A 25,945-nucleotide genomic window follows, 5' to 3' on the forward strand; every position below is an offset into this window, starting at 1 on the left:
AGTAGCGGCTGCGAGCCACTGCGATTAGCCAACCACGATTCGCTCGCGCTCCGCCAATTGCTCCAGATGATAATGAGAGCTGCCGAGAAGATTTTCGAAGGTTGTGATCCGCTTGAAATGATGACCGACGACGTACTCGTCGGTCACGCCGATTCCTCCGTGCAATTGAATGGCCTGCGCGCAGACAAACCGGGTGCTGCGGCCAACGTGAACTTTGGCTGCCCTGAGCGCTGCCTCACGCGCCTGCCGTTCCTGAGGCATCGCGGCCAGCGCCTGAAACACCATGCAGCGCGCCAGCTCCAACTCAATCAGCATTTCGCTCATGCGGTGCTGCAGTGACTGGAATGTGCTGAGCGTCACGCCAAATTGCTTGCGCACCTTCAGGTAGTCACGGGTGATCCAAAGGGCACGGTCTGCCACGCCCACCGCCTCGGCGCACGCCGCCAATAATGCATGGTCTGCGCCGATCTGCAACGCATCGGCCGCGCCGCCCACGGGTCCGAGCAATTGCGCCCGGTCGAGCACGACGTCATGCAACGAAATGTCGGCACACCATCGGTTATCGATCATGCGGACATCCCGAATCACCAGGCCGGGCGTATCACGCTTGATGACAAACAGCGAAATGCCCTGCGCATCCGACACCTCGGACGCCGTGCGTGCCGAGACGAGGAAGCAATCGGCCACATTGCCGCCCACGACTGCGGATTTGTTGCCATTGATCCGCCAGCGCTCGCCCCCGATCGAACTCGCCGTGGTTTCCACCCATGACAGATTCCCGCGCGCCTGCGCTTCCCCATGCGCAACCACCGGTCGCGCGGCCCCAACAACGAGTTGCTCCACCAGCGCTTTGGCCTGAGCATCGTCGCCCAAGGCCGCCAACGTCTGCCCCGCGAGAACGGCGATCGCCCAAAACGGCTCGACGAACAATACCTCGCCCATCGCTTCCATCAGGATCGCGGTATCGATCTCGTTGCCGCCCAGCCCGCCGTGAGATTCAGGCAATGCCATGCCAAGCCATCCCAGCTCGGCCATCGTGGCCCAACGCTCGGCGTCGAAACTCCCGCGAGCGACCAGTTCGTGACGTTTCTCGAACCCGCAATGGTCAGCGAGATAACGACGCACGCTGTCCTTCAACATCTGCTGCTCTTCGTTCAGGTGAAAATCCATGGGCTCACAATTCCAGGAATGAACGCGCAATAATCGTGCGCTGCACTTCGTTCGCACCGCCATAGATGGTAGTGGCGCGGCGATACATGAAATCGGGCAATACCCCCGGTGCGTATTCTGGTCCCGGGGGCCATGTGGCTTCGCCCCCCGGCGTTCGATCCGGATCGGGATAGATATAGGTTCCGTAATCACCCAGCGCTTCGACTTGCATCTCGCCGATCTTCTGCAGCAACTCCGAGCCACGTACCTTCAGCAACGAGCCCACGGGTAGCGTGGAACCCTCGTCCTTTTCGTACAGTGCCCGCAACGTGAGCCACTCAAGCGCCTGGAGGTCGATCTCCAACTGCGCAAGCCTGGACGCAAAGCCGGGAGCATCGATCAATCGCGTGCCGTTCGTTCGCTCGAGACGCGCCATCGCGCGCAGCTGCTCGAGATTTCGTTTATTTCTCGGCCACTCGGCACTAAAGGCACGCTCCAGGTCGAGCAAGTACTTGCCATAGGTCCAGCCCTTGCCCTCTTCCCCCACCAGGTAGCGAGCTGGTGTGCGCACGTCGTCGAAGAAAACTTCGTTGAGCGTATGGCTCTCACCGATATCGATGATCGGCCGTATCGTCACACCCGGCGCATTCTTGTCGACCAACAACATGGATATCCCGCGCTGGCGCGCTTCCGGATCGGTTTTCGCAAGCAGAAAAATCGTCTCCGCCGTCTCGACGTATGAGGTCCATATCTTTCGACCGTTGATCACATAGTCGTCGCCATCACGCACGGCACGGGTCGACAGAGACGCCAGGTCGGATCCGGCGTTGGGCTCGGAGAAGCCCTGCCCCCAAAAAACGTCTCCATTGAGGATACGGGGACCGAACTCCTGCTTCAGTGCATCGCTACCGAAGGTCATGATCACTGGGCCGATCATCTTGAAGCCCGCGGTGTCGATAGGGGGCGCACCCGCCATGAAGCATTCTTCCTCGAAGATGAATTGCCGAACCGGCGACCACCCCGTGCCCCCCCACGCCGTCGGCCAGTTGGCCCCGGACCAACCGTGACGGTTCAGGATGCGTGTCCAGTCGCGCTGGTCTTCACGCAAAAAATGGTAACCACGCCGCGTGCGAACCGCCATATCGACCGGAAGATGCTCGCGAAGGAACACCCGCACTTCGTCGCGAAATGCGACATCATCGGGATCGATGTCAAAATTCATGGGAACTCCGGAAATGATGGACGCCGCGCCCATGCGCCGACGTCCGACGATCACAACTGGTTGAACGGCACGCCTTTATCGGGGCGGTAGTCCTGGGGGAGCCCCAGAATTCGCTCGGCGAGCGTATTGATAAGGACTTCGTCGGTTCCGCCTGCAATGCGCAGACTGGGATCGATCCAGGAACGGGCGAAGTCCCTGAGAGGCGATGCCTCTGGATCGAGTTGAACCCCGTCGGCCCCCAGCAGATCGAGCGCGAGCGCGCTCATGCGCTGCCGTGTGCGCCCGAGCAGCAGCTTTCGGATCGCGCCCTCAGGGCCGGGCTGACGACCACGGGCCATCGCGCTGACCGCACGTTGATGGATCGAGCGCAGCCCCTGGCGCTCCGTGATCACTTGTGCGATCAAGGCTCGCACCTCCCCATCTTCAAGGGCGGGACGTCCTTGAATTCGTGCGTGTCTCGCAATCTCGACAAACGCTTCCAGGGTCGGCCCGTAGCCCGACTCGTCAGTGACTGCATAGCGCTCTATCATCAAGGTCTCGATGGCGACCTTGAAGCCGGCGCCGACTTCACCGAGCCGCTGGGCATCGGGCACGAAGACGTTATCGAAGAACACTTCGTTAAGATCAGGTTCATCCACCAGACGGCGAATCGGGCGAACCGTGATCCCGGGCGAGCGCATGTCCAGGTAAAAATAGGTCAGCCCGGCATGCTTGGGGACCGTCGCGTCGGTGCGTGCGATTATCACGCCCCAATCCGCGATCTGAGCCCAGCTCGTCCATACCTTCTGCCCGTTTAACACCCATCCATCGTCCTTGCGCTCGGCACGCAATCGCAACGCGGCAAGATCGGTGCCGGCCGATGGCTCGGAGAACAATTGACACCAGATATGTTCCCCGCGGATCGCGGGGGGACCCAAGCGCCGACGCTCGTCCTCGGTCGCATGCCTTAGCATGATCGGCACGGGATTGCTCAGACTCACACTGAAGTAAGTCCATGGCACGTCATAGCGCATTTCCTCTTCGCTGAACACGATCTTCTCGAGCTCGCTCCCGCCCGCGCCGCCATAGCATGTGGGGAGTGTGATGCCAGCGTAGCCGTTGGCAGCCTTGAGCGCCTGCCATTCCCGCGCGAGGGCCAAATCGGCCTCGAAGCTCAATCCGTGCCGAGCCTCTCCCGAGTAGCGAGGCGCATTTTCCGCCAGCCAATGTGCGGCGCGCGCCCGGTAGGCTTGCAGATCGTCGTCCATCATTTTGTCGTCTCCCGCGCCATGCCAGCATTGAACCCCGCCCCGGCCATCAACTGTTCCCGCCAGAACAGGGCATTTCCCCATTCGAGCGCGAGTGTGCGTGAGCGACGGTAATAGTGATGCGGCTGTGCCTCCCAGGTAATACCAATGGCACCGTGCGTCTGGATACTCTCTCGTGCGGCAAACTCATACGCCTCGGTCGCCGCCAGACGAGCCCCCGCGGCAAGCCCCAACCATGTCGGCTCGCCGGCGTCGAGCGCAGCGAGCGCGTCAAGCGAGCAACCGCGCGCGATCTCGATGCGCACATACATCTCGGCAAGCTTGGTCTTGATCGCCTGGAACCGACCGATCGGTTGTCCAAACGCAGTGCGCTCCATGGCGTAGTCCCGCGCGAGATCCAGGCACGCCTGCGCCCCCCCCAATTGCTCAAAGGCGGTCGCCAACGCGATCTCGCCCGCAACTCTCCAGAACAGCGCGGGGGCGTCGTTACCGACGATCTCGGCCGGGGCTCCTGTAAAGCGGAGCCGTGCCGACGCCCGGCTGTTGTCCAGCGTCGGTGCCGTTTCCCGTGTGACGCCCCCGCCTGCGAGTTCGACCAACACCAAACAGGTGCCGGTATCGCAAGACGCGTGTACCAATGCGACATCGGCACTTGCGCCAAACGGGATAAACGCGGTTTCGCCAAACAGCCCATCGGGCGTCAGAGAGACCGTGGGATTCACGGCCAACCCTCCCTCGCCGGGCGCAGTAAAAGCCAGGCAAGCATGCGTCTCACCTTCGAGCAGCCTCTGCCCGGCCGCAAGCAATGAGGGTGCGTCGTGGCATTCAAGCAAGACACGAGCCAGTGCCCCACTCGCGATCAACGGCAAAGACCCGGTGGTTCGCCCCAATTCCTCTGCGAACATGCACGTTGCCCCCCACCCCAACCCGAGACCACCGGCAGCGTCGGGCACGGATGCAGACGGCCACCCCAGCGCGACCACTTCACGCCAGGTAACGTGGTCGAAAGTCCCCGGCACCTCAAGCAGTGCTTTCAGGTGGTCGTGCGAGAGTGCATCTTTCAAAAAGCGCCGGGCCTGGTCCCGGATCGGCGCGAGATCGTCGTGATCTTCCATTAGATTCTCGTTATTCGGTCACTGGCGTGAACAGCGGCAGAAACACATCCTCCACCGGTTCAAACACAACCTTGACGCGCTGCCCGATTTTCACCAGATCGGGCGGCACGCCGACAATGTTGGTGGTGAGATTCAGACCCGGCTGCTCCGGCAAGCTGACGATGGCGATGGCATACGGCACCTCCACGTCAGGAAACCATGGTTGGTGGTTAACCGTCACCGCTTCGACGGTGCCAAACCCCGACAGCACTTCGGGCGCCACATCCCGGCTCAGACATTGCGAACAAATTACCCCGGCCGGGTGCTGCCAGTGACCGCACCCGCGACAACGCTGCATTCGCAATTTGCCGTCGGCCCCGCTCGTCCAAAAGAAGCGGTTGATATCGGTGAGAAGCGGAAGGGGGCGAAAGGTCGTCATAACGGTTCCCATTGAATCGAGTGGCGCCCAAGTACCGCATGTCCTCAGGCCAGTTGCATCTCAAAATGCAGATTAACACAAAACTGTTACATCGTCAGTTTTTCGAAACGCAACACGTATGTGAGTGCAGGACAACGGTCATTAGCGGCTCATATTCTCCGGCAACCCCGTGAGCGGAACCATGCTGACACCTCCGTCCACGAGCAGCGCGGCACCGGTGATGTACCTCGCGTCGGACGAGGCCAGAAAAAGTGCCGCCGCAGCGATTTCGTCAGGCGTTCCGGCGCGTGGCACCGGATATCCGGCAGACATGGCATTGATCTGGGCATCATTGAATTTCTGCTTGAGACGATCCGACGCGATCAACCCCGGCTCTATGACGTTGACGAGAATATTCTGCCCTCCGAGCTCCACCGCCAGGCCGCGGGCAAAGGCATTCAGGTACGCTTTGCTCGCCGCGTACGGAATCAATCCGGGGACGAACGTGCGATTGGCCATCGCCGACGAAATAAAAATCATGCGCCCCTTGTCCGGCGCGTTGGCCAACAGGGGAGCCGCAGCCTTCGCAATCCAGAACGGCGCGTAAATGTTGCTCTTGATCAGATAATCGTAGGTCTCATCCGGCATACCGACAACCCGACCGTGTGCCGCATCGGCAGCGCAGTGCACGACGATATCCAGACGAGCATGCGCTTGCGCCGCCGCGTCGAAGGTGGCCTGTACCGCCTCTCGATCCGAAATATCTCCGCCGACACGCAACGCCTGGCTCCCGAGCGCCCGAATTTCGGCCACCACGGCATCGCCGTGGCGCGCTGTACGAGCCGAGACGACCACCGATGCCCCTTCCGATGCCAACGCGAGCGATACCGCTCGCCCCATTCCACGTCCGGCACCTGTCACTAGCGCCACTTTGCCTTCGAATCGACGTTGCATACGCGCTCCTCCCGATACGACCGATGTCGTCACCAATTGACGTGCCGATCGATTTATATGAGACTTCTAAAAACTAACACATTATCATTTATGTTGATTCCGCGACGTACACTTGTCAATCGGCAAAAACAGAACGGGTGGCGGTAGCGGGCCTGCGCCGTCCTACGGCACTCACGCATTCTTTAGTCGGTCATCGATGAAAGCCAGCCCCGAAAACACGCCTTACCCGTCATTGTTCAGCCCATTTCGTCTGGGCACGCTTGCCTTGCGCAACCGCACTGTCATGGCGCCGATGTCAACCAACATGAGCCATCCTGACGGTTCGGTCTCCCCACGGCAGGTAGCGTTCTACCAGGCGCGGGCCGCCGGCGGCATTGGATTGATCATTGTCGAGTTCTGTTGTGTCGACGCAGCCACCGGGCGCTCGGAGCATCGGCAACTCACCCTGGAGACCCCTCACTTCCTCGATGGCCATCAACGGCTGGTTGAAGGTATTCACCGGGGGGGCGCGGCGGCCGCACTACAACTACAGCACGGTGGCAACGGTGCCGTTCGAAGTCTGTTGGTCGACGGCATCGCGGTAGCGCCCAGCGACGTCCCCTCTCGACGGGACCCCACAAAGCGCTCGGCGCGCGCCCTTACGGCAGACGAAATCGAGCAACTGATCGAACGTTTCGGACGCACGGCCGAGTTGGGTGTTCGCGCGGGTTACGACGCTTTCGAGTTGCATGGTGCGCACGGCTATCTGCTGACGTCGTTCCTGTCGCCGATGACCAATCATCGCGACGACGCTTGGGGCGGCGATGAAGCCCGCCGTCTGCAATTTCCCTCGCAGGTGATCGCCCGGGTGAAATCCGCGATTGGCAACCGTCCGTTGATCTATCGATTGTCCGCCGACGAATTCAGCCCGCACGGACTGAACATCGACGACATGGTGCGAATCGCCCCGGCTTTGGTACGAGCCGGTGCAGATGCGTTGCACGTTTCCATCGGCACCGGATGGACCGGACTGGACAAGGTCATCGAACCGATGTCGGTCCCCGAAGGCTGGCGCTTGCCCTACGCACGCAGAATTCGCGCCGCTGTCGACGTGCCTGTCATTGGGGTCGGCCAGATACGTTGGCCCGAAACCGCGGAGGGAGCAATCGTCCGTGGCGACGCCGACCTGGTTGCCTTGGGACGCCCTCTGCTCGCGGATCCCGAGTGGCCCAACAAGGCCAAACGAGGGGAGATCGAAGCGATCCGGCCATGCACCTCGTGCAACTATTGCGTCTCCATGCACGCCGGAGAACACGGCGGCATCGGGTGTGCTGAAAATCCACGCACCGGCCACGAGCTCGATGCTCTGCCCGATGCGGGGGCATTGCGAGGTGCCCGAGCCGTGGTAATCGGTGGCGGCCCGGGAGGCATGTCGGCCGCACTCATGCTCGATGCTGCCGGGTTTCGCACCGAACTCTTCGAAGCGCGCCAACAGTTGGGGGGTGGCCTGATCGCATCGGCAGCGCCTCCCGACAAGGAGAAACTTGGTTGGTATCAGCAATACCTCGAGCAATGTCTCGCAAGCGCCGATATCAAGGTTCATTTGGGGCACCGGGTGCGGAGTGAAGATTTATTGAGCGCTCCGCCGGCAATCGTTGTCGTGGCAGGCGGCGGCACCCCGAAGCCGATGTCCATCGACGGCATAAGCCTGCCGAACGTGCATGATGCCTATGCGCTGCTAATGGGTGACGCAAGCGCCCTGCCCGCTCCGGGGCAACACCCGGTGATGGTCTACGGTGGCGGAGAAACCGGCTGCGAAACCGCCGAGTACCTGGCTGCACGCCACTATCGAGTCGTGCTGGTATCGCGCTCTGCGGCCAAACAACTCGCACGATCCGCAGAAATGATCTACCGACAGGTGCTGCTCGCCCGCCTACAGGCCAATCCTGCGATTGAGATCGTCGACGAATACGAAATCCGACGCATAGCCCCCGACGGCACCGTCACATTGGTCTCACCGAGCGGCCAGTCCAAAGAGGTACAGACCGATGCCGTCCTGATCGCCCAGGGACGAACCCCCGACACATCGCTGACCGAAGCCTTGCTCGAGGCAGGCATCCCCGTCGTCACGATCGGCGATGCCCGTCGGGGCGGACGTATCGGCGACGCCGTGAATCAGGCGTATAGCGCGGTGGTCGCGCTATGCGCCACCGGCGCGCCCCCGCGTGAACTCCGTTGCTGATGCCGCAAGCCTCCCTCATTTCGCCGACACAACTCATGCTCATAGATTCCATGTTTGATCTTGCAGGAAAGGTGGCCCTCGTCAACGGCGGCAGCCGGGGTATTGGTGAGGCCATCGCGAGAACCCTTTCCGCCTATGGCGCACATGTGGTGATCGCCAGCCGCAAGGCCGACGCGTGCGAGCAGGTTGCCCACAGCATCCGCGAATCGGGCGGGCAAGCCAGTGCGAGGCCCTGCCACCTGGGCGACTTGACGCAAATCGAAGCGACCTTTGCCGAGATCGAAGCCACTCACGGAGGCTTGGACATACTCGTCAACAATGCCGCAGCCAACCCGTACCAGGGCCCCATCGTCGATACCTCGCCCGCCGTCTTTGCGAAGACGGTCGACGTCAACGTCCGGGGTTTCTTCTACAGTTCCGTGTGTGCTGCGCGGCAGATGGCTCGCCGAGGCGGTGGCTCGATTCTGAACGTGGCGTCGGTCAACGCGTTCGCCCCGGGGGATCAACAGGGTATCTATTCGATTACCAAGGCAGCGGTCATTTCCATGACGCTGGCGTTTGCCCGCGAATGCGCGGCTGACAACATCCGTGTGAATGCCCTGGTACCGGGGCCGACCGATACCCGCTTCGCCGCGCCCCTGATCCATGACCCAGCGTCCATGGCGTCGCTGATGCCTCGGTTACCGCTGGGTCGCGTCGGACAACCAAGTGACATGGTCGGTGCTGCCCTTTATCTCGTCTCGGATGCGGCGAGCTTTACCACTGGGGCCAGCCTCACCGTGGACGGCGGCTTCCTGCTCTCCTGAGCCGCCCAGCGACCGTCCCGGTTGCCCGCCGCGCTTAGTCGAGCGCGATCAGCCGCTTGAGTAGCTTTCCTGTCGGTGTTCGCGGCACAGCCTCGACGAAGCGCACCTTGCGCGGGCACTTGAACGACGCCAAATGCGCACGACAGTAGCTGCTCAGCGCGGCGGCGAGGCGCTCATCCGGCGCCACGCCCGGCGTGGGAACAACAACGGCTGTCACGATTTCACCCAGGTCTTCGTCGGGAGTGCCGATAACGGCAAGATCGTGTACGTCGGGGTGCAAGGTGAGCAGGCTCTCGATTTCCTGAGGATAAATGTTCACACCGCCCGATACGATCATGTTGGCCTTGCGATCCGTCAGGTAGAGATACCCGTCGGCGTCCACGTAGCCGATGTCGCCAACCGTACTTCGTCCCTGGGCATCGTATGCCGCACGCGTCTTGTCTTCCGCCTTGTGATACGAGAAAGCAACGCCCGCCGACTCGAACCAGATCAATCCCGGCTCTCCCGGTGGCATTGGCTGCCCTGCGTCGTCGGTGATGCGAATGCTTCCCCGAGTCACCTTGCCGACCGACCCGGGGTGGGCGAGCCACTCATGAGGCCCGATCATCACAAATCCGTTGGCCTCGGTGCTGGAGTAGAACTCATGGAGGATGGGGCCCCACCATGCCATCATTCGGCGCTTGACCTCCACCGGACACGGCGCACCCGCGTGAATCACCCGCTGGAGGGACGCCGTCGAATACCTTGCGCGAACTTCGCTGTCCAGTTTCAGCAATCGAACAAAGTGAGTCGGCACCATTAGGGCATGCGTGACCCCATGTTGGGAAATCAGTTGCAGGCAGGTGTGCGCGTCGTACTTGTCCAACGCAATGACCGTCGCCCCCAGTCGCTGGGCCGCCCCCATCCAGCTAAGCGGGGCGGCATGGTACAGCGGACCTGCCAGCAACAACACACTGTCGGGGCCGATACCGAATCCGTCGCGCAGAAGCTCCGCGATAGCGACAAACTCCCCGTACCGCTGCCTCGGCCGGTCGTATTTCACGCCCTTGGGGCGCCCGGTCGTGCCCGACGAGTAGAGCATCATGGCCCCCTCCACCGCCGGTGCATCCGCGAATATCCTCTCGGCGGCATCCACGATCGTTTCGTAACGAGCATACCCGCTCACATCGCGATCCATGCACAGTGCCACCCGGATCAGAGCGGGGAATTCGGGAAGCAAGGACTCGGCGAGATCGGCCGATGTCACGACACAGACAGCGTCGCTATCCTGCACGATATAAGCGACATCGGCGGGCAAGAGATGGTGATTGATGAACGTATAACGCAGGCCGGATCGCTGCGCGGCCCACATGATTTCGGCAGCCTCGACCCGGTTTTCCAAAAGAACGGCAACCGTGTCGCCCTCACGCAACCCCTCTCGCGCCCAGTAAGCGGCGAGCTGACGGCTGCGCTGACTCAGACGCCGATAATCTAACGTGGTCGCGCCATTGGCATTGGCGACGACAAGCGCCGCCCTGGCGGGGGTGGCGGCGATGTGGTCATCCGGTCGCATCGGATAGTCTCAAACGGGAATGGCGGGTGGCAATGGGCCTGTCATCCAGATCGATGGCATGCAAGAACGCACAGTTTCCCGCATGCGATGCCCTCAAAAAATCGGTTACATCCCTAGTCCGCGCCACGCATCGCATCGCATCCAGGCTGCAATCTCGCGCGGACAGCCCGAACCCGATCAGGCAATGGCCTTTACGAGAAGCGGAACCGCAGAGAACAAATCGTCAACGAGCCCGAAATCGGCCACCGAAAAAATCGGCGCTTCCGGATCCTTGTTGATCGCCACGATCACCTTCGAATCCTTCATTCCGGCCAAATGCTGGATCGCCCCCGAGATACCCACCGCCACATATAACTCTGGCGCGACGATCTTGCCCGTCTGGCCGACCTGGTAGTCATTGGGGACATACCCTGCGTCCACGGCCGCGCGAGAGGCCCCCAACGCCGCGTGAAGCTTGTCGGCCAGCGGTGTCAGCACATTGGCATAGTTCTCCGACGACCCCAGGCCGCGCCCACCCGACACAATAATCTTTGCTGAGGTCAGTTCCGGACGGTCAAGTTTCGTTACCTGTCGACCCACGAATTGCGACAGACCCGAATCCTTGACCGCCGGCACTGACTCGATCAAAGCGTCCCCACCGCTCGGTGAGGCCGCATCGAATCCGGTTCCGCGCACAGTGATGACCTTGACGACATCGGCGCTCTGTACCGTAGCGATAGCATTGCCCGCGTAGATCGGACGCTCAAACGTATCGGCACTTTCGACGCGAGTGATATCTGAAATCTGAGCCACGTCGAGCAACGCCGCCACGCGCGGCGCCACGTTCTTCCCGTAGGGTGTGGCCGGCGCCAGAATGTGCGTGTAGCCATGCGCCATTGCGATCACCTGCGCCGCCACATTCTCAGCCAACCCGTCGCCCAAATGTGCCGCGTCGGCCAGCCACACCTTCGCGACACCCGCAATCTTTGCGGCGGCCTCTGCCGCGGTCGAGGCATTGGCGCCAGCCACCAGCACGTGTACGTCAGCGTCGCCCGACGCACAGTTCAGCGCCGCAGTGACCGTATTCAAGGTGGCCGACTTGATCGTTTGATTGTCGTGATCCGCAATTACCAAAATGCTCATCGTTGTGTCTCCTTAAAGCACTTTGGCTTCGTTTTGCAGTTTCTCGACCAACGCCCCGATATCCGGCACTTTCACTCCCGCCCCCCGCGCAGGCGGTTCCGCAACCCGCAGAGTCTTCAGACGAGGCGACACGTCCACGCCCAGATCCGCTGACTTGATGACCGCCAGTGGCTTCCTTTTCGCTGCCATGATGTTGGGCAACGTCACGTAACGCGGCTCATTCAAGCGCAGATCCGTCGTCACCACGGCGGGGAGCGACAACGACAGCGTCTCCAACCCGCCATCCACTTCGCGTGTCACCTCAACCCGATCGCCGACCACCGCGACTTTCGATGCAAACGTTGCTTGGGGCAGTTTCGCCAGCGCCGCGAGCATCTGCCCGGTCTGATTCGAGTCGTCGTCGATCGCCTGCTTTCCCAGGATCACCAACTGCGGCTGTTCACGGTCCACCAACGCCTTGAGCAGCTTGGCGACGGCCAGGGGCTCCAGCGCCTGATCCGATTCAATCAGAATCGCCCGGTCCGCACCGATCGCCAGCGCCGTGCGCAACGTCTCCTGCGCTTGAGATACCCCCGCAGACACTGCGATCACCTCCGTAGCCACACCGGCCTCCTTCAATCGCACCGCCTCTTCTACCGCGATCTCGTCGAACGGGTTCATCGACATCTTCACATTGGCGATATCGACACCACTCCCGTCGCGCTTTACGCGGATCTTCACGTTGTAATCCGTGACGCGTTTTACCGGCACCAGAATCTTCATCTCGTCCCCAAGCAGTTCTTCGCTGAACACCGTATGATGCTCACTTCAATAACTGATATTATATCAGTTATTGAAGTTCAGCAACCCGATCGCAAGCCCCGCAACCCATGGAAACGCGGCGATGCCCGGGCCCTTCCTTTTTTAACTATGAGATGACGTTATGGAAACTTTGGACGAATCATTCGTCGAACTGCGCCTCTATCACGTCGCATCGGGACGCATGCCCGATATGCGCGCGCGCCTTCAGGAAGATTTGTGTCGTGTCTTCCCGCGTCACGGCATCGTCCCTGCGGCGACGTGGGACGTATTGGCCGGCCCAAACACGCCGCTTCTGGCATATGTGACGCCTTGGCCCGACATGGCGACCCGCACCCGGGCATGGGCTGGCTTCTACGCAGATCCCGACTGGGCCGAGATCCGTGCGCGAACCAATGCGGGCAGTGAGTTGGTCGAGCGCTTTGACATCCTGTTTCTCCGAGCGATCGTACCGTGGCACTTGCCCGAAAACGGAGTGCGCCCGGCACTCACCGAGATGGTGGTTCAGTCGACGACCGTCGGACTCTCTGGCGCGGTGAGAGACGAGATTACCCACGGGCTTGCGCCCGAAGTAAAGGGCGCTGGCGCCCATTTGTATGGTGCGTTTGATGTCACCAGCGGCTATACCTCGCCCAGCGCCGTCTATTTCATCGGCTGGAACGATTCCGAACAGCGCGTCGCGGCACAGGCGGCCATAGACACGCGAATTCGTACTCGCCGGCATGCCCACCAGCCCGCTTTGCTGGAGCGGGCGGATCGTTATCTGATGTCGGAGATCAAGGTGGATTGGGCGTGACGCAACAGGTCGGAAGCGAACCGCACCCCGCGAACGCGCGGGATGCGGATGCAGGAACGCTGTCAGAACCCGGGGACGTAAGGATTGGGGGCACGCAGACCATTGGCTGCGGCCTCAAGTCGCATTTGCAGCAGATGTGCTTTTTGCTGCTCAGGCATGTCATACAGCCGATCATGCCCCCACAGACTGGGCCCGCCAAAGGTTTCGTGCGGCGACCAGCTCTCGGGATCGATGATCAAGCCGCCCCAACCGTACTCGACAAAGAATCCGGAAGGGGTGTGCACGTAGAACGACGTGACCTGATCGTTGAGATGCCTGCCAAGCGTGTAGGCCACACGCCCTGGCTCCTGCTGTGCGAGATCGTAGGCTTGCCCCACGTCGTCCAGACTGCACAACTCCACCATGAAGTGATGGAACGCACGCCGCCCGGAGCCCACCATGGCAAAGCTGTGGTGCCGATGGTTCAGATGGAAAAAGTACAGTTTGTAAGGTGTCAGACCATAGTCGGTGGTCCGAAAGCCGAGCAGGTCCCGATAGAACGGCAACAGCGCATCGACGTCTTCAACATGCAACACCACGTGCCCCATGCCAAGTGCTCCGGTACGGAATCCAGACAGCGGACGCCCCGGCGCAAAGGGTGCCGTGGCCAACGCGGCCGAACAGAAGGCCTCAAGGCGATTACCCACCGGGTCGCAAAAGGCAATCAGCTCGCTCACTTGACGTTGCTCGCACAGTGCTCGCGTGCCGACCTCGACGCGAACTCCCGCATTCTCAAGACGTGACGCGAGCGCTGACAGATCGGTGGCACTGTCGACTTCCCAACCCATGAAGTCCAAGGCGTCGTGGGCACCTTCACTCACCACCAGGCGCTGGGCACGCTCATCCATACGGAAAAGCCGGGTGCCAGCGCTGCCGTCGACCTGCTGCATGCCCAGTAGTCGCGTGCTGAAGTCCCTCCACTCGGCGAGCTTCGAGGTGCGCAACCCCAGATATCCCAATGCTTTGAGCTCCATCGTTCCCCCTACTGCGCGAGGCGCGCAGGCGCACCTCGCGGCGCTTTGCGATCAGACTTCATCGGCAATCGAGTTGCGCAGCACGCCAATCTGCGAAATTTCGACTTCGACCACGTCACCCGGCTTCATCCACAACGGCGGCGTCCGCTTCGCGCCAACGCCCCCCGGGGTGCCGGTTACCAGCACATCACCCGGCTCCAGCGGCAGGATGGTCGAGCAGTACTCGATCAACGCCGGGATGTCCGTGATCATCAGATTGGTCGTGGTGTGCTGTACGACCTGGCCATTCAATCGGGTCTCGAGCGTCAACCGGGTCGGGTCGGGAATGTCGTCCGTGGTCACCAGCCAGGGGCCGAACGCGCCCGTGCCGGCAAACGTCTTGCCCGGCAGGAATTGACTCGTGTGCTTCTGCCAGTCGCGCACGCTGCCGTCGTTATAGGCGCTGTAGCCTGCCACATAGGAAAGTGCATCTGCGCGAGAGATGTGGCGACCACGCTTGCCAATGATCACGGCCATTTCGCCCTCGAAGTCGAAATCGCTCGAGATCTTCGGTCTCACCATATCGACACCATGGCCGACCTGACTACCGGGCCATCGCGCGAACAACACCGGCTTTTCGGTCTGAGTACGCCCCGTCTCCGCCAAATGATCGTGGTAATTGAGCCCGACGCAGATGATCTTGTCAGGATTGGGAATCACCGGCAGAAGCTTGACATCGGCCAACGCAAAGTCTGCGGCGCTCTCTTCCACGACGCGGCGAGCAGCCGCCAGACCGTCGATTTCGAGCAGCGCGCGCAACGTGGGCGCATCACTGCCGAATCGCCGACCGAGGTCGACAATGCCGTTCTCGCGCACCGCACCATAGCCGGCTTTTCCGGCCAATTCAAAGGAGACAAGCTTCATGAAACCTCTCTGTTCACTTCATTAACGTGAATGCGTGGGCGACAGGCCGTCACCCCATACCGAAATTAGTTGCCTTTCGCCAAGCGCCCCAGTACTCGGGCGAAAATCGCCTCGGCCTGACGTTCGTCGTCACATTGTTCGCCGCGCCAGGCCACATGCCGGTCGGGCCGAACGAGCAGCAGCCCTCGCCCAAACAGCGCATGCCAGCGCGATGTGTCGTGCATGACCACCGCAAGAGGAATCCCCAACCGGGCAGCCACCGATACCAGCGCATTGCCCGGCACGGCGCCGCCAACGCAGACCAACGTGAACCACGGCCCCAGCGTGGCGTGATTTGAGGTGCCGTTGTCGAACCACACGCTGGGCAACCGCGCCCCCGGCGCGACGCTCGGCACGTAATGAAGCGGATCGTCGGAGGCGTCACGCGTGCCTGAGTCGGCGCATACAATCGGCGAATCGCGGTAGACGTAGCCCAGCTCAATCCCAAAACTTTCGTTCTCCGCGTTGCCCAGCTCGCCGATACGCTCTCCGATGGACAGGCGATGGGCATCGGCTTGCGCACCATCACCATCAAGCCGGTCGTCGTACAGGCCCGCGATCGTCTTTCGCATCTCGTTGTGCCGCCCGGAGCCCTCTCGGTTGCGCAAGCCGACAGGCCGTCGCTCGGTCTCATAGGAACCCGTCAAACCCGCACCGCCGAAACCACGCACGCGAGCCGCCAACTTCCACCCGAGGTCGCAGGCATCCCCGATCCCCGTATTCATGCCGTAGCCACCCGTCGGAATGTACTGATGGGCGGCATCGCCCGCGAGAAAAATGCGCTCGCCGTCCGAGTAGCGATCGGCCACCAGCAAGTGAGGCGTCCAGGCATTCGACACCAATACCTCGTGATCGATATCCTCGCCGATGAAATCCCGCACCAACGCCCGGGGATCAACGTTTTCAGGACGCACCCCTTCGGGCCAGCGGGTGTGCAGTGTCCAGACGTCACGGTCGTTCTGCGCAATCAACGTGCCTCTCGGCGATTGGTAATGCCAGGCGACACCCCAGCGCTGCAGCAGATGACGCGCGTCGGACCGGAAGTGCGTCATGAATCGCTGCATCACGGCCGCTTGTCCGTCGAGCGCCACGCCCATTTGCTGGCGCACACGACTGCCGCCGCCATCGCATCCGACGAGGAATTCGCAGGCCACCTGTTCGATCGTCCCGTCCTCCTCACGACGCAGCGTCACGACGACCTGTTCGTCTGACGCGGCGTACGCTTCGAACGCCACTCCCCAACGCGCATCCACCAACGGTTCATCGAGAATGGCGCGTTGCAGCACAGGCTCGATCTCCACCTGCGAGACGCGCATCGGCGCTTCGCACGGCAACGTACCGTCGTTGATCTCGCGAATGCGCTCACGCCATTGCGTCACACTCGCATAACGGAAACGATGCAATTCGTGGCCGTTCATGCGCGTGACCCACGACACATCAAAGTTGTGGTCAGGGTGCACGGCGACGGCCCGCAGTGCATCGGCCAGGCCCAACTGCGCAAAACACTCCATGCTCCGCGCGTTGGTGATATCCATCTTCGGATGACGTGTCGTGCCTGGGTTGCGCTCCACCAAAAGACTGCGCACGCCATAACGTGCCAGCGCGAGGGCAAGGGTCATGCCAACGGGCCCGCCGCCAGCAATCAGAACCGGAATCTTCTTCATGTGAGATTTCGTTAAGCGGAAATGAGCGGCGCGGCTACCCGCGAGCACCGCCAAAAATTCATGACAGGCCGACCACCGGCACAACCGCACCGTTGACGGCACACGCCTGATCCGACGCAAGGAAGGCAATCACCGCGGCAAGGTCTCGAGGACTGACCCACCGCGTGGGGTCTGCGTCGGGCATGGCGCCACGGTTGGCAGGGGTATCGATGATGCTCGGCGCCACGGCGTTTACACGCACGCCGTGTTCTCGCACCTCAAGCGCCATCGATTCGGTGAGTCGGGCCACGGCGTCCTTGGCGGCGCAATAGGCCCCCATCGACGCCTTGCCGCTCGACGCAGAGGCTGCCGCCACGTTGACGACCGCTCCTCCTCCGGCAGCGATCATGCCCGGCACGACCGCCCGGCAAGCATGAATCAACGTCGTCACATTCAACGCCATCATCCGTTGCCACAGCGCATCCGCGGTTTCGTGCACCGCCGGCCCCATGTCAAAACCGCCTGCGATATTGCAAAGCACGGAGACGCCCGGCAATCGAGCGAGCGCGGCATCGGTGGCGTCCCATCGCGTGAGGTCGGTCGCGACGGTTTGCACTCGTTCGTTATCGCCGTAGAGCGTCTGCAACGCCTGCGCGTCAAGATCCACCGCCACCAACGTATCGCCACGAGCGAGGAACATCTCGCATACCGCCCGGCCCAAAGCGCCAGCGGCACCGGTCACCATCACGACCGCTCCTTTGGACATCGCTATCTCCTTGGCATCTCGCCTGATCGTTATCTTTTTACAAACTAACACATCGTTAGTTTTCATTCAACCCCATCAGATCCGCAACGATTTCGCTCGCCCCCCATCAATTGACCGCCATCAATAACTGACATATATTTAGTTATTAGAATTCGTCGCACCCAATCCATTTTGTATAGCGAGGACCAAGATGACTGTCGCGAATTACCCGGTGTATGACGCTGATCGACATTTCTACGAGCCCCCCGAGGCCTTTCTGCGCCATCTTCCGAAGAAGTTTCAGAAAGAGTTTCAGTATGTAGAGGTCAACGGCCGGACCAAGCTGGCCGTAGCAGGCGTGCTCTCGGACTACATTCCGAACCCGACCTTTGAAGTCGTGGCGGCGCCGGGCTCACATGAGAAGTGGTATCGCGGGCAGAACCCGGAAGGCTTGTCGCTCCGGGAATGCACGGGCGCACCGGTGCCCTCTCAAGCCGCGTTTCACAGTGGCGATGCGCATTTGAAGGTGATGGATGAGCAGCGCATTCATGCCGGCCTGTTCATCCCGACGCTGGCGTCGATCATCGAAGAACGCCTGGCGCATAAGCCGGACGTGATTCATGCGCTGCTTCAGAGCGTGAATCGCTGGACTGCCGATGAGTGTGGATTCGCGCACCAAGGCCGCCTGTTCCCGGTGCCGATGATCAATCTGTCGAACGTCGATGCCGCCTGCGAGGAACTGGATTACCTGCTGGCAGCCGGCGCGCGAGTCGTGGGCATTCGTCCGGCCCCCGTCACCGGGCTCACGGGCGGTCGATCCATGGGCTTTGAGGAGTTTGATCCGTTCTGGGCACGCATCAACGAAGCAAAGATCTTTGTCGTGATGCACGTATCCGACTCCGGTTACGACAAGATCTATCAGTGGTGGACGGCGGGCGGGAAAGGCGAGTTCCGTCCGTTCGAAAAGGACCCCTTTGGCGAAATTCTCGACTGGATGGGACGTCCGATCGCTGACTCATTGGGCGCATTGATCTGCCACGGCGTATTCGATCGATTCCCGAATGTGCGAGTCGCCTCACTGGAGAACGGTTCCGGTTGGCTGGAGCCGCTGCTGCATCGCCTGAACATGACGTATCACAAGATGCCGAAGGCCTTCCGCCGGCATCCGGTTGAGACATTCCGTCAGCATGTCTACGTTGCACCGTTCTATGAAGATCCCGTCGAGAAAGTGATCGAGCTGATCGGCGTGGAGCGCGTTCTCTTCGGTAGTGATTGGCCCCATCCGGAGGGGCTGGCACATCCGCTCGATTTCTTCAAGGATATCGAGAGCCTGAGTGCCGAACAGACGCAGCGCGTCATGAGTACCAATTTGAAGGAATTGCTCGAGGGCGTTCGATAATGAGCGTCGCCGGCCCGATTCATGCGGGCCGGCGACGAATCACCAGGTGTTCGCGGGGACGTGGACGACCATGCCATCCATCTCCGGGTGCACGATGATCTGACAGGTCAAACGGCTGGTGGGTCGAGGTTCCAGCGTTCCCTCCAACATCATCTTCTCGTCCTCGGACGGTGGCGGCAGGCGCGCAAACCACGCGTCGTCGACATACACATGACAAGTCGCGCAACTGCAAGACCCGCCGCATTCCGCCGGAATGCCGGGCACCATCTCCTTCACCGCCGCTTGCATCAGCGAATATCCAGCGTCAGCGGGCACCTCATGCGTCACACCACCCGGTTCGACAAAATAGATTGTCGGCATTGTTCTCCCCTCACATATGTCTAGTTGACAAGCGTCTTCGCGAACGCGTGATCCGGCACAAACACCGGCAAGATAAAACAACGAATATGTCGACGTAATGTGGCCTCATCGCACGGTCGCATGGCGAGTAGCGCCAGCAACTCCCTGAGAAACCAAGAAAGTGTGGCCTCGAGATCGAGACCGGGACGTATCCCGGGTTCCTTGAGCAACAGGTGCAGGACGGCTCGGATACGCTGTCGATAAGTGGCGTGAAAAAGCGCTTGCCCTTGGGTATGCGATGTCGCCTCGAATACGTTCTCTAACCAGGGCTGACGAGGCATTTCCAGCACGCCACGCACAAGCGCCAACTCGATGCGCTGCGCTATGCCCCCTTCCCTGGCCATCAATATGCCAATGGCGGCTTGCGCTGCCGGGCCAACCTGCTCGCCAATCAACGCTTCGAGAATCGCATCCTTGTTGCCATATCTTCGATAGAGCGTGGCGCGGGAGATCCCCGCGACCTCGGCAATATCGTCAACCTTTGTGCGATCCAACCCAAGACGGTTGACACATTCCTGGGTCGCGTCGATCACTCGCTGATGGAAAGCACTCGGCTGTACCGGCTCAATGTCGATACCCTCATCGCTCATGGGTTCTCGTGCCTTGGTGTGTGGGGGCGTCATGTCGGCCTCACTCGCCATGCGAAGTCACGGGACACCGCGTCGCAGAGGGTGACGAATGCGCAGGACATCCCTCGTTTTCCGCCGCATACCAGCGCGCGCTCGGGCCGTCTCCGAGCACGATCCCGGGCGTGAAGCGAACAGGCATCTGCTTGATTCCGTTGGCGAAGTTTGAGCGCAAACGCACCACCGGCCCGGCGAGCGACATATCTGGCATACGCTCCAGAAGCGCGTCGAAAACCGCCACCAGTTCAGATCGGGCCAGCATCGACCCCAGGCATTGGTGGATGCTGCCGCGCACACCGAACGCCTGATGTTCACGCGCGTTGTGCCGATCAACGTCAAACACATCCGGATTGGCAAACACCGACTCATCGCGGCTGCCGGAGCAATACCAGAGCACGACCTGCTGTCCGGCCTTGATGGCCTGTCCGCCCACCTGGGTGTCGACCAAAGCCTTGCGTCCGAAACACATGGCCGGCGTACTCCAGCGCAGCATTTCCTCGATGGCGTTGGTCAATTTACTGCGATCTTCGATAAGCTTGCGGCGCTGATCCGGATGTTCGATCAGCGCCAGTGAGCCCTGCAATATCTGTGTGCGCGTGGTTTCGGTGCCCGCGGTCGCAAGCAACAGGAAGAAACAACCGAGGTCCACGTCCGACAGCCTCTCGCCGTTCTCCTTGGCTGCCGCGATGGTGCTGAAGATATCGCCCTGAGGATTGCGCCGACGCTCGGCCCCCAGGCGGCTAGCGTATTCGAACATCTCTTCGGCGGCTTGCTTGCTGCTGATATGCCGCGTGGCGTCCGGATCTGCGCTGCCGACGGTTGCATCGGCCCACGCGAACAATCGAGCTCGATCCGATTCGGGCACGCCAAGCATTTCCGCCACGATCTCGATCGGAACATAGGCCGCCACGTCGACAAGGTTGCACTCACCGGACTCGATTACCGAGTCGATGATGCGCGTGGTCAGGACACGCACGCGCTCATTAATGCCCAGAATCGCCTTCTGCGTAAATGCGCTCATGATGACGCGTCGAAGAAAGCCATGACGAGGGGGATCGGACAGGATGATGTTGTGATCGATATCCCGCGCCAGTGTGTATTCCGGGATAGGCAGCGGCAGAATATTGGCGCGCGAGCTGAAGACTTCCGGACGTTTCTCCACATCCGCAATATCTGCATAACGCGTAATCGACCAAAAACCGTCATCCCCGACGCGCGGAACCCAGGAAACCGGTGCTTCACGCCGCATCATCGCAAAGTAGTCGTATGGGACCGCCGTGAAAAAGGCATCGGGGTCCGCCAGATTAACGTCACCAATCTTCATCGTGTGTCTCGCTCCAGGTATGTTGGCAGTTCGGTGAGACGGAAATGAAAATTCGTCTCACCGGACAATCGGAATAATAGGCGAGCACAAACCGATTAACAATCAGTTTTTTAATTTTGTTCGATGATGGAGAAACCCCCTGCTTTTCCCGTCGGACGTTTTCTGGGAGAGGGAATTGCCACATGACCTGTCCCATCGGGTCATCCGGACGGAAGGTCATCTAGCCTATCGGCAACGTTATGAAAAGGCTCGGGGCGACGAGTTGGCTATCGATACTCGGCCCGGCCCCATTTGGAAACAACCGGCATGACCGCCATCAACGTTGCCTCGGCACGTCAACACTACTGATCGAGCAAGCGGTACCAATTCACGGCAACTGCAGAATGCAATCGTTGCAAAAGCTGCTCGCCTCGGCTTCACTTTGTCTCGCTTCATCGGCCCATGCCATCGGCGTGTCGGTCGACATGCAGAACCTCGAACTGCGTTACGAATTCGTATCGATGCAGGTACGCGGCACTTCGCTCGTGCATGAATACAAGTCGCGAAACACGTACCGGAATTCACTGGGTACGGGCTGGTGCAACGCCATCCATATCAGCACCCCGCTGGCGGACGAGCACTTCGACATCGAATCGCGCGCGGTCATCGAGAAGGACGCTATCACCATTGAAAACTGCGGAACGCGCGCTCAGTGCGGGGATGTCACGCGTTATGTGCCAGACGCGAAAACGCTGGCCAGACTCAACGGCACCACGCTTAAGGCACTGGCAAATACCGGCGAACAAATCGTTCTCAAGAGTCCGGAAACCTACCAACGTGTCGTGGTAAACGAACTCGGCATCGACGTGCAACGGCCCCGCTTCCCCGGGGGCGCGCAATTCTACGGGTGGGACGGGCAACTCAGGCGAGTGGGCGGCAAGCGCGTATCGACCGATCCTCAGGGACGCGTCGTTACGCTTCAGGCAGCAGACGACGAGCAGGTAATTTTCGTCTACGACGGCGATCATCTCAAACAGATTCAAGGTCCGAACGGTATTCGGGCCAACTTTACCTTTGACGGCGACCAGATGATTAAGGTCGACAACGCCTGGCTCAAGCCATACACGTTTGCCTACAGCGCTCAGTTCAACCTGCAATCCATCGTCTATCCCGACCAGACGAAGTTCACATTCTTCCACGATGAAACTCGGGACGTCATCACCGGTCTGCTCAATCGCAACGGCTGTATGGAGACATATAGCCAGATCGCCGGACAAGACCAGAATCACTACAAAGTGCAGGCGATCCTGATGTGCAATGGGAAGAAAATGCAGGAGCGCACATCGACGTTCGTCTTCGATGAAGACGGCTATCTGAAAGACCAGCGCGACGTTACGCTCAATGAAAATGGTGAAATCGTCAAAAATCTGACATATCCCGATCGCTGACGCCGGTCGGCGCGGCGTTATTGCAATCTGGAGATTCTGGTAACTTATTAAGAATTCCTAATATTCTGTTTGCCATTCAGTGTCGACAGCGTTAAGGATTGCAGCGCAGATGGTCTGCATCTGGGACTGCCTTACATGCAAACCCTCGGGCGCCATTCGGTTCAAATCAACGGTCCCGCACGACCGAGTTCTTCACTCGATCGGCCAACAGCCATCCATAGGTGTCGCCGATTCGGCGTCTCATCCGAGTGAAAAATATGAAACCGCCTGGTCTATAGTAAATAGTAGCCCCATCGCATTCGAGGTCGATTACGCAGGGGGCAAGCGGGTCACCGATTTTTGGCGTCTATTTACCGTTGCGGAGGTGCATCCAATTCGAGGCCGCCCACATCCAATTTCAGAAACTGAACTGGCTGACTCGTGTCAGGACGAAGCCTGATCTTCATTGATGGACCGCCGAACGTTGCGGGCGCGCGCCAGTCGCATTTCGATTGGCTCGAAACGGGTTCGAGATCGAGCAACGATAGCGAACGTCGTCGGCGCTAGTAAATAATCACACGCACAAACTCGATCACGCACGTACCAATTCGTGCCTGAACGACGTCGCCAGTTCTGCCACAAAGTCGAGCCACACTCGAAATCTTCGGTCGCCCCGAATTCGATGACGATCGCCACCGTTTGCAGCCGCTGCGTCAACAGCAAACCAATTGCCGAAGTTCCAGCAGATCGTTGTTCTGTGAAGTCGCACCAATTCACATGATCTCAGATCCCGGAAGATCGGGCCCAGTCCCGGAACAATTTGGTCCCTAGTAAATAACGCGCCCGCAATCCTCGGATCGGCAGTCGGACGCCGAGCTCAAATTGAACGTCTACACACGCAACGGTGCTTAGTATTCTTCTGCGGCCGATACCGATGCTGATCAATTCATCGACGATTCAGAAAAACGCTCGGGTTGCTCGTGCACGTCATGAACCCGAATTCGATGCCCCATAACTTCCGTACGTTCATCATCATCTTTGAGTACGCAAGGAACAACACTGTGAGCGGTAACGTCACGTCGCCAAATCTCGGGACCATGCCCCGATCCAGCGATCAATTCGGGCAGCACCAAATCATTGCACGGCCGGGCATCTGACGAGACGAATTGGATTGCCGTTTTCCTGTTTCGTGGCCGCCTTCGGGGCCCATCCCGGGCTCCGAAGTCGAACTTCGACGTCGTCAGTAAATAAATTGTGCTTCGGGGCCTCCGCCCGATGCCGGAACAGGCAACGATTGTCTGCTGGAGCACACCATGAATAATCAAATTTCAATTCATCAAGAACTGACCAAGGTCGCGTTGCTACGCCGTCCTGATGTTGAACGCATCACCGGCCTTTCCCGATCATCGATATACGCAAAGATGAAGATCGGTGAATTCCCACGATCGATTCCGCTGACAGGTCGAATCGTGGCGTGGCTCGAATCTGAGATTCTGGGTTGGGTTCAGTCAAGAATCAATATCCGCGAAGCGAATTCGACATCCACAAATCCCCAGCACGATCCGAAACGAATTCGCGATGCGTCATCATCAGATCGATGTGACGGGCAACGTCCCTGCAATCACAGCAATCACAGCAATCACAGCAATCACAGCAATCACAGCAATCACAGCAAAATTTCGCTCGGGACTTCAATCCGAAGTTTCGAGAATTCCGTTCTCGAAGAAACCACGTCAGCAGAAGTCATCGCACATGCGTCGTCCGAGCCGTCAAATCATCCGACGGACCCCGCAAATATCACAGTGACCGAACCTGCGAATTCGCAAACGGTTCTTATCGCGTAAGTGCCCCGATTACACGTCTTCAACGACTCTCAGTAATACATACCAATTAATATCATTCTGACCATGGCAAGACCTACCCTCACTCCAAAGCACATCGTTCGACGCATATTCCCTACCGGATTCCCCTTAAACGTTGACACCGTAGAATTCGTGGTAACCAATCCAGAGATTACATACCAGACTGACGCAACGAAGTGCGTGATCGTAAAATCCGAAGACGAAATCGCGAGCATTCGCACGAATCGCGCTCGTGTTCCCGCGACTTCCGCTAATCATCAAGTCATGTATAGAACGCGAACTGACGGTGGCCCATCGTTAACCGAAATCTCGTTTTCAGGTTCGCCTTTCGGTGCCCTGTACGGCCAGAACGTTTGCACTTGCGCCAGCGTTAAGCGTGCAGTCCGTGAATTCCTTACCCACTGCAAGATTCATATGGGTCTGAGCATTCGAGATCGTCCGAACGACCCGATGCTCAACTACGTGAAAATCACGCGAGTAGATCTCGCCGCAAACCTGAGGTTCGAATCGGACGATGCGGCCGAACAATTTCTGGGCGATCTTCGCCTTCAACTTGGTTCAACCAAGATACCGATCTCAACCATCGGATCTTCGATCATGATCTGCCCACGTCGTGGCCGCGACTACGAGATACTTCTATACAACAAGGGGTGCGAACTCAAACATAATCGCAGACAGCGAACGTCGCCGAACAAGAATCTGATCGAAGAATTCACAGGTACCGTGCGAATTGAACTGAGATTGCGAACCGCGGAGCTCGAAAAGCTTGGCTTGATCCAACCCACGGCCTGGACGCCGAAGATCGCGCGCTTGATATTCCGCAAATACTTCCAACGACTGCCGATATACGACGCGATCACGATTCCCGACAAACATGCGTTGTCGACATTTCCACGCAAGCTCAGAGCACTGATTGCTGCCCTGAGTGCTGGAATTCCAATCGAATACCTCTGTTCGCCGTCAACGTCCCGACGGCACAAGGGAAAACTGCGCGATCTTGGTCTTGGCCTCAATCCGTGTCCAACGCTGGCCAAGTCGACCACGATCGCTACTGACCTGATGAACTCGGCAACAATCGTAAAGACGCCGCAATGGATGATCGAGCACGGCCTAGTTCCAAAACCTCAGACACTGACCTCCCCCCGAAAAAACGTAGCGGCGAGAAGTAGAGATTTCTGGCAAATTTGAAGCCCTGACGGGCGGGAAG

23 protein-coding genes are annotated in these 25,945 nt (G+C 59.7%); 7 read left to right on the forward strand and 16 right to left on the reverse strand.

The window, feature by feature from the left end; genetic code table 11:
- Window positions 1-24: 24 nt before the first annotated feature.
- The 6 genes from AT395_RS18365 to AT395_RS18390 form a co-directional block, all read right to left on the reverse strand.
- Window positions 25-1,170 (reverse strand): acyl-CoA dehydrogenase family protein, encoded by a 1,146-nt coding sequence (locus tag AT395_RS18365; RefSeq protein WP_048629929.1) that lies wholly within the window; start codon window positions 1,168-1,170, stop codon window positions 25-27.
- Window positions 1,171-1,174: 4 nt separating this feature from the next.
- On the reverse strand, window positions 1,175-2,404 hold the full coding sequence (locus AT395_RS18370) for an acyl-CoA dehydrogenase family protein (RefSeq protein WP_231606176.1): 1,230 nt from the start codon (window positions 2,402-2,404) through the stop codon (window positions 1,175-1,177).
- Window positions 2,405-2,421: 17 nt separating this feature from the next.
- Window positions 2,422-3,621, reverse strand: a complete 1,200-nt coding sequence (locus tag AT395_RS18375) for an acyl-CoA dehydrogenase family protein (RefSeq protein WP_197090713.1) — start codon at window positions 3,619-3,621, stop codon at window positions 2,422-2,424.
- On the reverse strand, window positions 3,618-4,733 hold the full coding sequence (locus AT395_RS18380; protein WP_048629930.1) for an acyl-CoA dehydrogenase family protein: 1,116 nt from the start codon (window positions 4,731-4,733) through the stop codon (window positions 3,618-3,620). The genes AT395_RS18375 and AT395_RS18380 overlap by 4 nt, the downstream gene beginning before the upstream one ends.
- A 10-nt stretch (window positions 4,734-4,743) precedes the next feature.
- Window positions 4,744-5,151: a Zn-ribbon domain-containing OB-fold protein gene (locus AT395_RS18385; RefSeq protein WP_039375736.1), complete on the reverse strand. Its 408-nt coding sequence runs from the start codon at window positions 5,149-5,151 to the stop codon at window positions 4,744-4,746.
- 141 nt (window positions 5,152-5,292) lie between these two features.
- Window positions 5,293-6,084 (reverse strand): SDR family NAD(P)-dependent oxidoreductase, encoded by a 792-nt coding sequence (locus AT395_RS18390; RefSeq protein WP_039375737.1) that lies wholly within the window; start codon window positions 6,082-6,084, stop codon window positions 5,293-5,295.
- Window positions 6,085-6,280: 196 nt separating this feature from the next.
- Here AT395_RS18390 and AT395_RS18395 point away from each other — a divergent pair, with 196 nt between their 5' ends.
- Both AT395_RS18395 and AT395_RS18400 read left to right on the forward strand, forming a co-directional pair.
- Window positions 6,281-8,305, forward strand: a complete 2,025-nt coding sequence (locus AT395_RS18395) for an oxidoreductase (RefSeq protein WP_048629931.1) — start codon at window positions 6,281-6,283, stop codon at window positions 8,303-8,305.
- 35 nt (window positions 8,306-8,340) lie between these two features.
- The gene (locus AT395_RS18400) at window positions 8,341-9,111 is read left to right on the forward strand and encodes an SDR family oxidoreductase (RefSeq protein WP_039375741.1); all 771 of its coding nucleotides are present in this window, start codon (window positions 8,341-8,343) and stop codon (window positions 9,109-9,111) included.
- Between the two features lie 34 nt (window positions 9,112-9,145).
- Here the strand turns inward: AT395_RS18400 and AT395_RS18405 are convergent, their stop codons facing one another.
- The 3 genes from AT395_RS18405 to AT395_RS18415 all read right to left on the reverse strand — a co-directional run bounded on the left by AT395_RS18405 (window position 9,146) and on the right by AT395_RS18415 (window position 12,547).
- A complete protein-coding gene (locus tag AT395_RS18405) occupies window positions 9,146-10,663 on the reverse strand; it encodes an AMP-binding protein (protein WP_048629932.1) in 1,518 nt (505 codons plus the stop codon).
- A 177-nt stretch (window positions 10,664-10,840) separates the two neighbouring features.
- Complete coding sequence (locus AT395_RS18410) at window positions 10,841-11,785, reverse strand: electron transfer flavoprotein subunit alpha/FixB family protein (RefSeq protein WP_048629933.1); 945 nt, start codon at window positions 11,783-11,785, stop codon at window positions 10,841-10,843.
- 12 nt (window positions 11,786-11,797) lie between these two features.
- Window positions 11,798-12,547, reverse strand: coding sequence for an electron transfer flavoprotein subunit beta/FixA family protein (locus AT395_RS18415; protein ID WP_048629981.1), 750 nt, complete (start codon window positions 12,545-12,547; stop codon window positions 11,798-11,800).
- A gap of 220 nt (window positions 12,548-12,767) precedes the next feature.
- Here AT395_RS18415 and AT395_RS18420 point away from each other — a divergent pair, with 220 nt between their 5' ends.
- Window positions 12,768-13,379: an NIPSNAP family protein gene (locus AT395_RS18420; RefSeq protein ID WP_167370739.1), complete on the forward strand. Its 612-nt coding sequence runs from the start codon at window positions 12,768-12,770 to the stop codon at window positions 13,377-13,379.
- Between the two features lie 62 nt (window positions 13,380-13,441).
- Here AT395_RS18420 and AT395_RS18425 read toward each other — a convergent pair whose 3' ends face one another.
- The 4 genes from AT395_RS18425 to AT395_RS18440 form a co-directional block, all read right to left on the reverse strand.
- Window positions 13,442-14,392, reverse strand: coding sequence for a VOC family protein (locus AT395_RS18425; protein WP_048629935.1), 951 nt, complete (start codon window positions 14,390-14,392; stop codon window positions 13,442-13,444).
- Between the two features lie 51 nt (window positions 14,393-14,443).
- Complete coding sequence (locus tag AT395_RS18430; protein WP_039373539.1) at window positions 14,444-15,295, reverse strand: fumarylacetoacetate hydrolase family protein; 852 nt, start codon at window positions 15,293-15,295, stop codon at window positions 14,444-14,446.
- Window positions 15,296-15,360: 65 nt separating this feature from the next.
- Window positions 15,361-16,998 (reverse strand): FAD-dependent monooxygenase, encoded by a 1,638-nt coding sequence (locus AT395_RS18435; RefSeq protein ID WP_048629936.1) that lies wholly within the window; start codon window positions 16,996-16,998, stop codon window positions 15,361-15,363.
- A 58-nt stretch (window positions 16,999-17,056) separates the two neighbouring features.
- Window positions 17,057-17,743 carry an SDR family NAD(P)-dependent oxidoreductase gene (locus AT395_RS18440; protein WP_048629937.1) on the reverse strand — a complete coding sequence of 229 codons (687 nt, stop codon included), beginning with the start codon at window positions 17,741-17,743 and terminating at the stop codon, window positions 17,057-17,059.
- 190 nt (window positions 17,744-17,933) lie between these two features.
- Here AT395_RS18440 and AT395_RS18445 point away from each other — a divergent pair, with 190 nt between their 5' ends.
- Window positions 17,934-19,121, forward strand: a complete 1,188-nt coding sequence (locus AT395_RS18445; RefSeq protein WP_039373534.1) for an amidohydrolase family protein — start codon at window positions 17,934-17,936, stop codon at window positions 19,119-19,121.
- A 39-nt stretch (window positions 19,122-19,160) separates the two neighbouring features.
- On the opposite strand, the gene AT395_RS18450 is transcribed toward AT395_RS18445, so the two are convergent.
- The 3 genes from AT395_RS18450 to AT395_RS18460 are packed head-to-tail and all read right to left on the reverse strand — an operon-like array spanning window position 19,161 to window position 21,470.
- A complete protein-coding gene (locus AT395_RS18450; RefSeq protein WP_048629938.1) occupies window positions 19,161-19,481 on the reverse strand; it encodes a 2Fe-2S iron-sulfur cluster-binding protein in 321 nt (106 codons plus the stop codon).
- 20 nt (window positions 19,482-19,501) lie between these two features.
- Window positions 19,502-20,110 carry a TetR/AcrR family transcriptional regulator gene (locus tag AT395_RS18455; protein ID WP_048629939.1) on the reverse strand — a complete coding sequence of 203 codons (609 nt, stop codon included), beginning with the start codon at window positions 20,108-20,110 and terminating at the stop codon, window positions 19,502-19,504.
- Between the two features lie 40 nt (window positions 20,111-20,150).
- The gene (locus AT395_RS18460) at window positions 20,151-21,470 is read right to left on the reverse strand and encodes a cytochrome P450 (protein ID WP_048629940.1); all 1,320 of its coding nucleotides are present in this window, start codon (window positions 21,468-21,470) and stop codon (window positions 20,151-20,153) included.
- A gap of 383 nt (window positions 21,471-21,853) precedes the next feature.
- Here AT395_RS18460 and AT395_RS18465 point away from each other — a divergent pair, with 383 nt between their 5' ends.
- The 3 genes from AT395_RS18465 (at window position 21,854) to AT395_RS18475 (ending at window position 25,926) form a co-directional block, all read left to right on the forward strand.
- Complete coding sequence (locus AT395_RS18465) at window positions 21,854-22,897, forward strand: hypothetical protein (protein WP_048629941.1); 1,044 nt, start codon at window positions 21,854-21,856, stop codon at window positions 22,895-22,897.
- A 1,292-nt stretch (window positions 22,898-24,189) separates the two neighbouring features.
- Complete coding sequence (locus AT395_RS25700) at window positions 24,190-24,720, forward strand: helix-turn-helix transcriptional regulator (protein WP_072632874.1); 531 nt, start codon at window positions 24,190-24,192, stop codon at window positions 24,718-24,720.
- Window positions 24,721-25,002: 282 nt separating this feature from the next.
- On the forward strand, window positions 25,003-25,926 hold the full coding sequence (locus tag AT395_RS18475; protein WP_072632875.1) for a phage/plasmid replication domain-containing protein: 924 nt from the start codon (window positions 25,003-25,005) through the stop codon (window positions 25,924-25,926).
- Window positions 25,927-25,945: the final 19 nt, after the last annotated feature.

Source organism: Pandoraea apista (assembly GCF_001465595.2).
Taxonomy (GTDB): domain Bacteria; phylum Pseudomonadota; class Gammaproteobacteria; order Burkholderiales; family Burkholderiaceae; genus Pandoraea; species Pandoraea apista.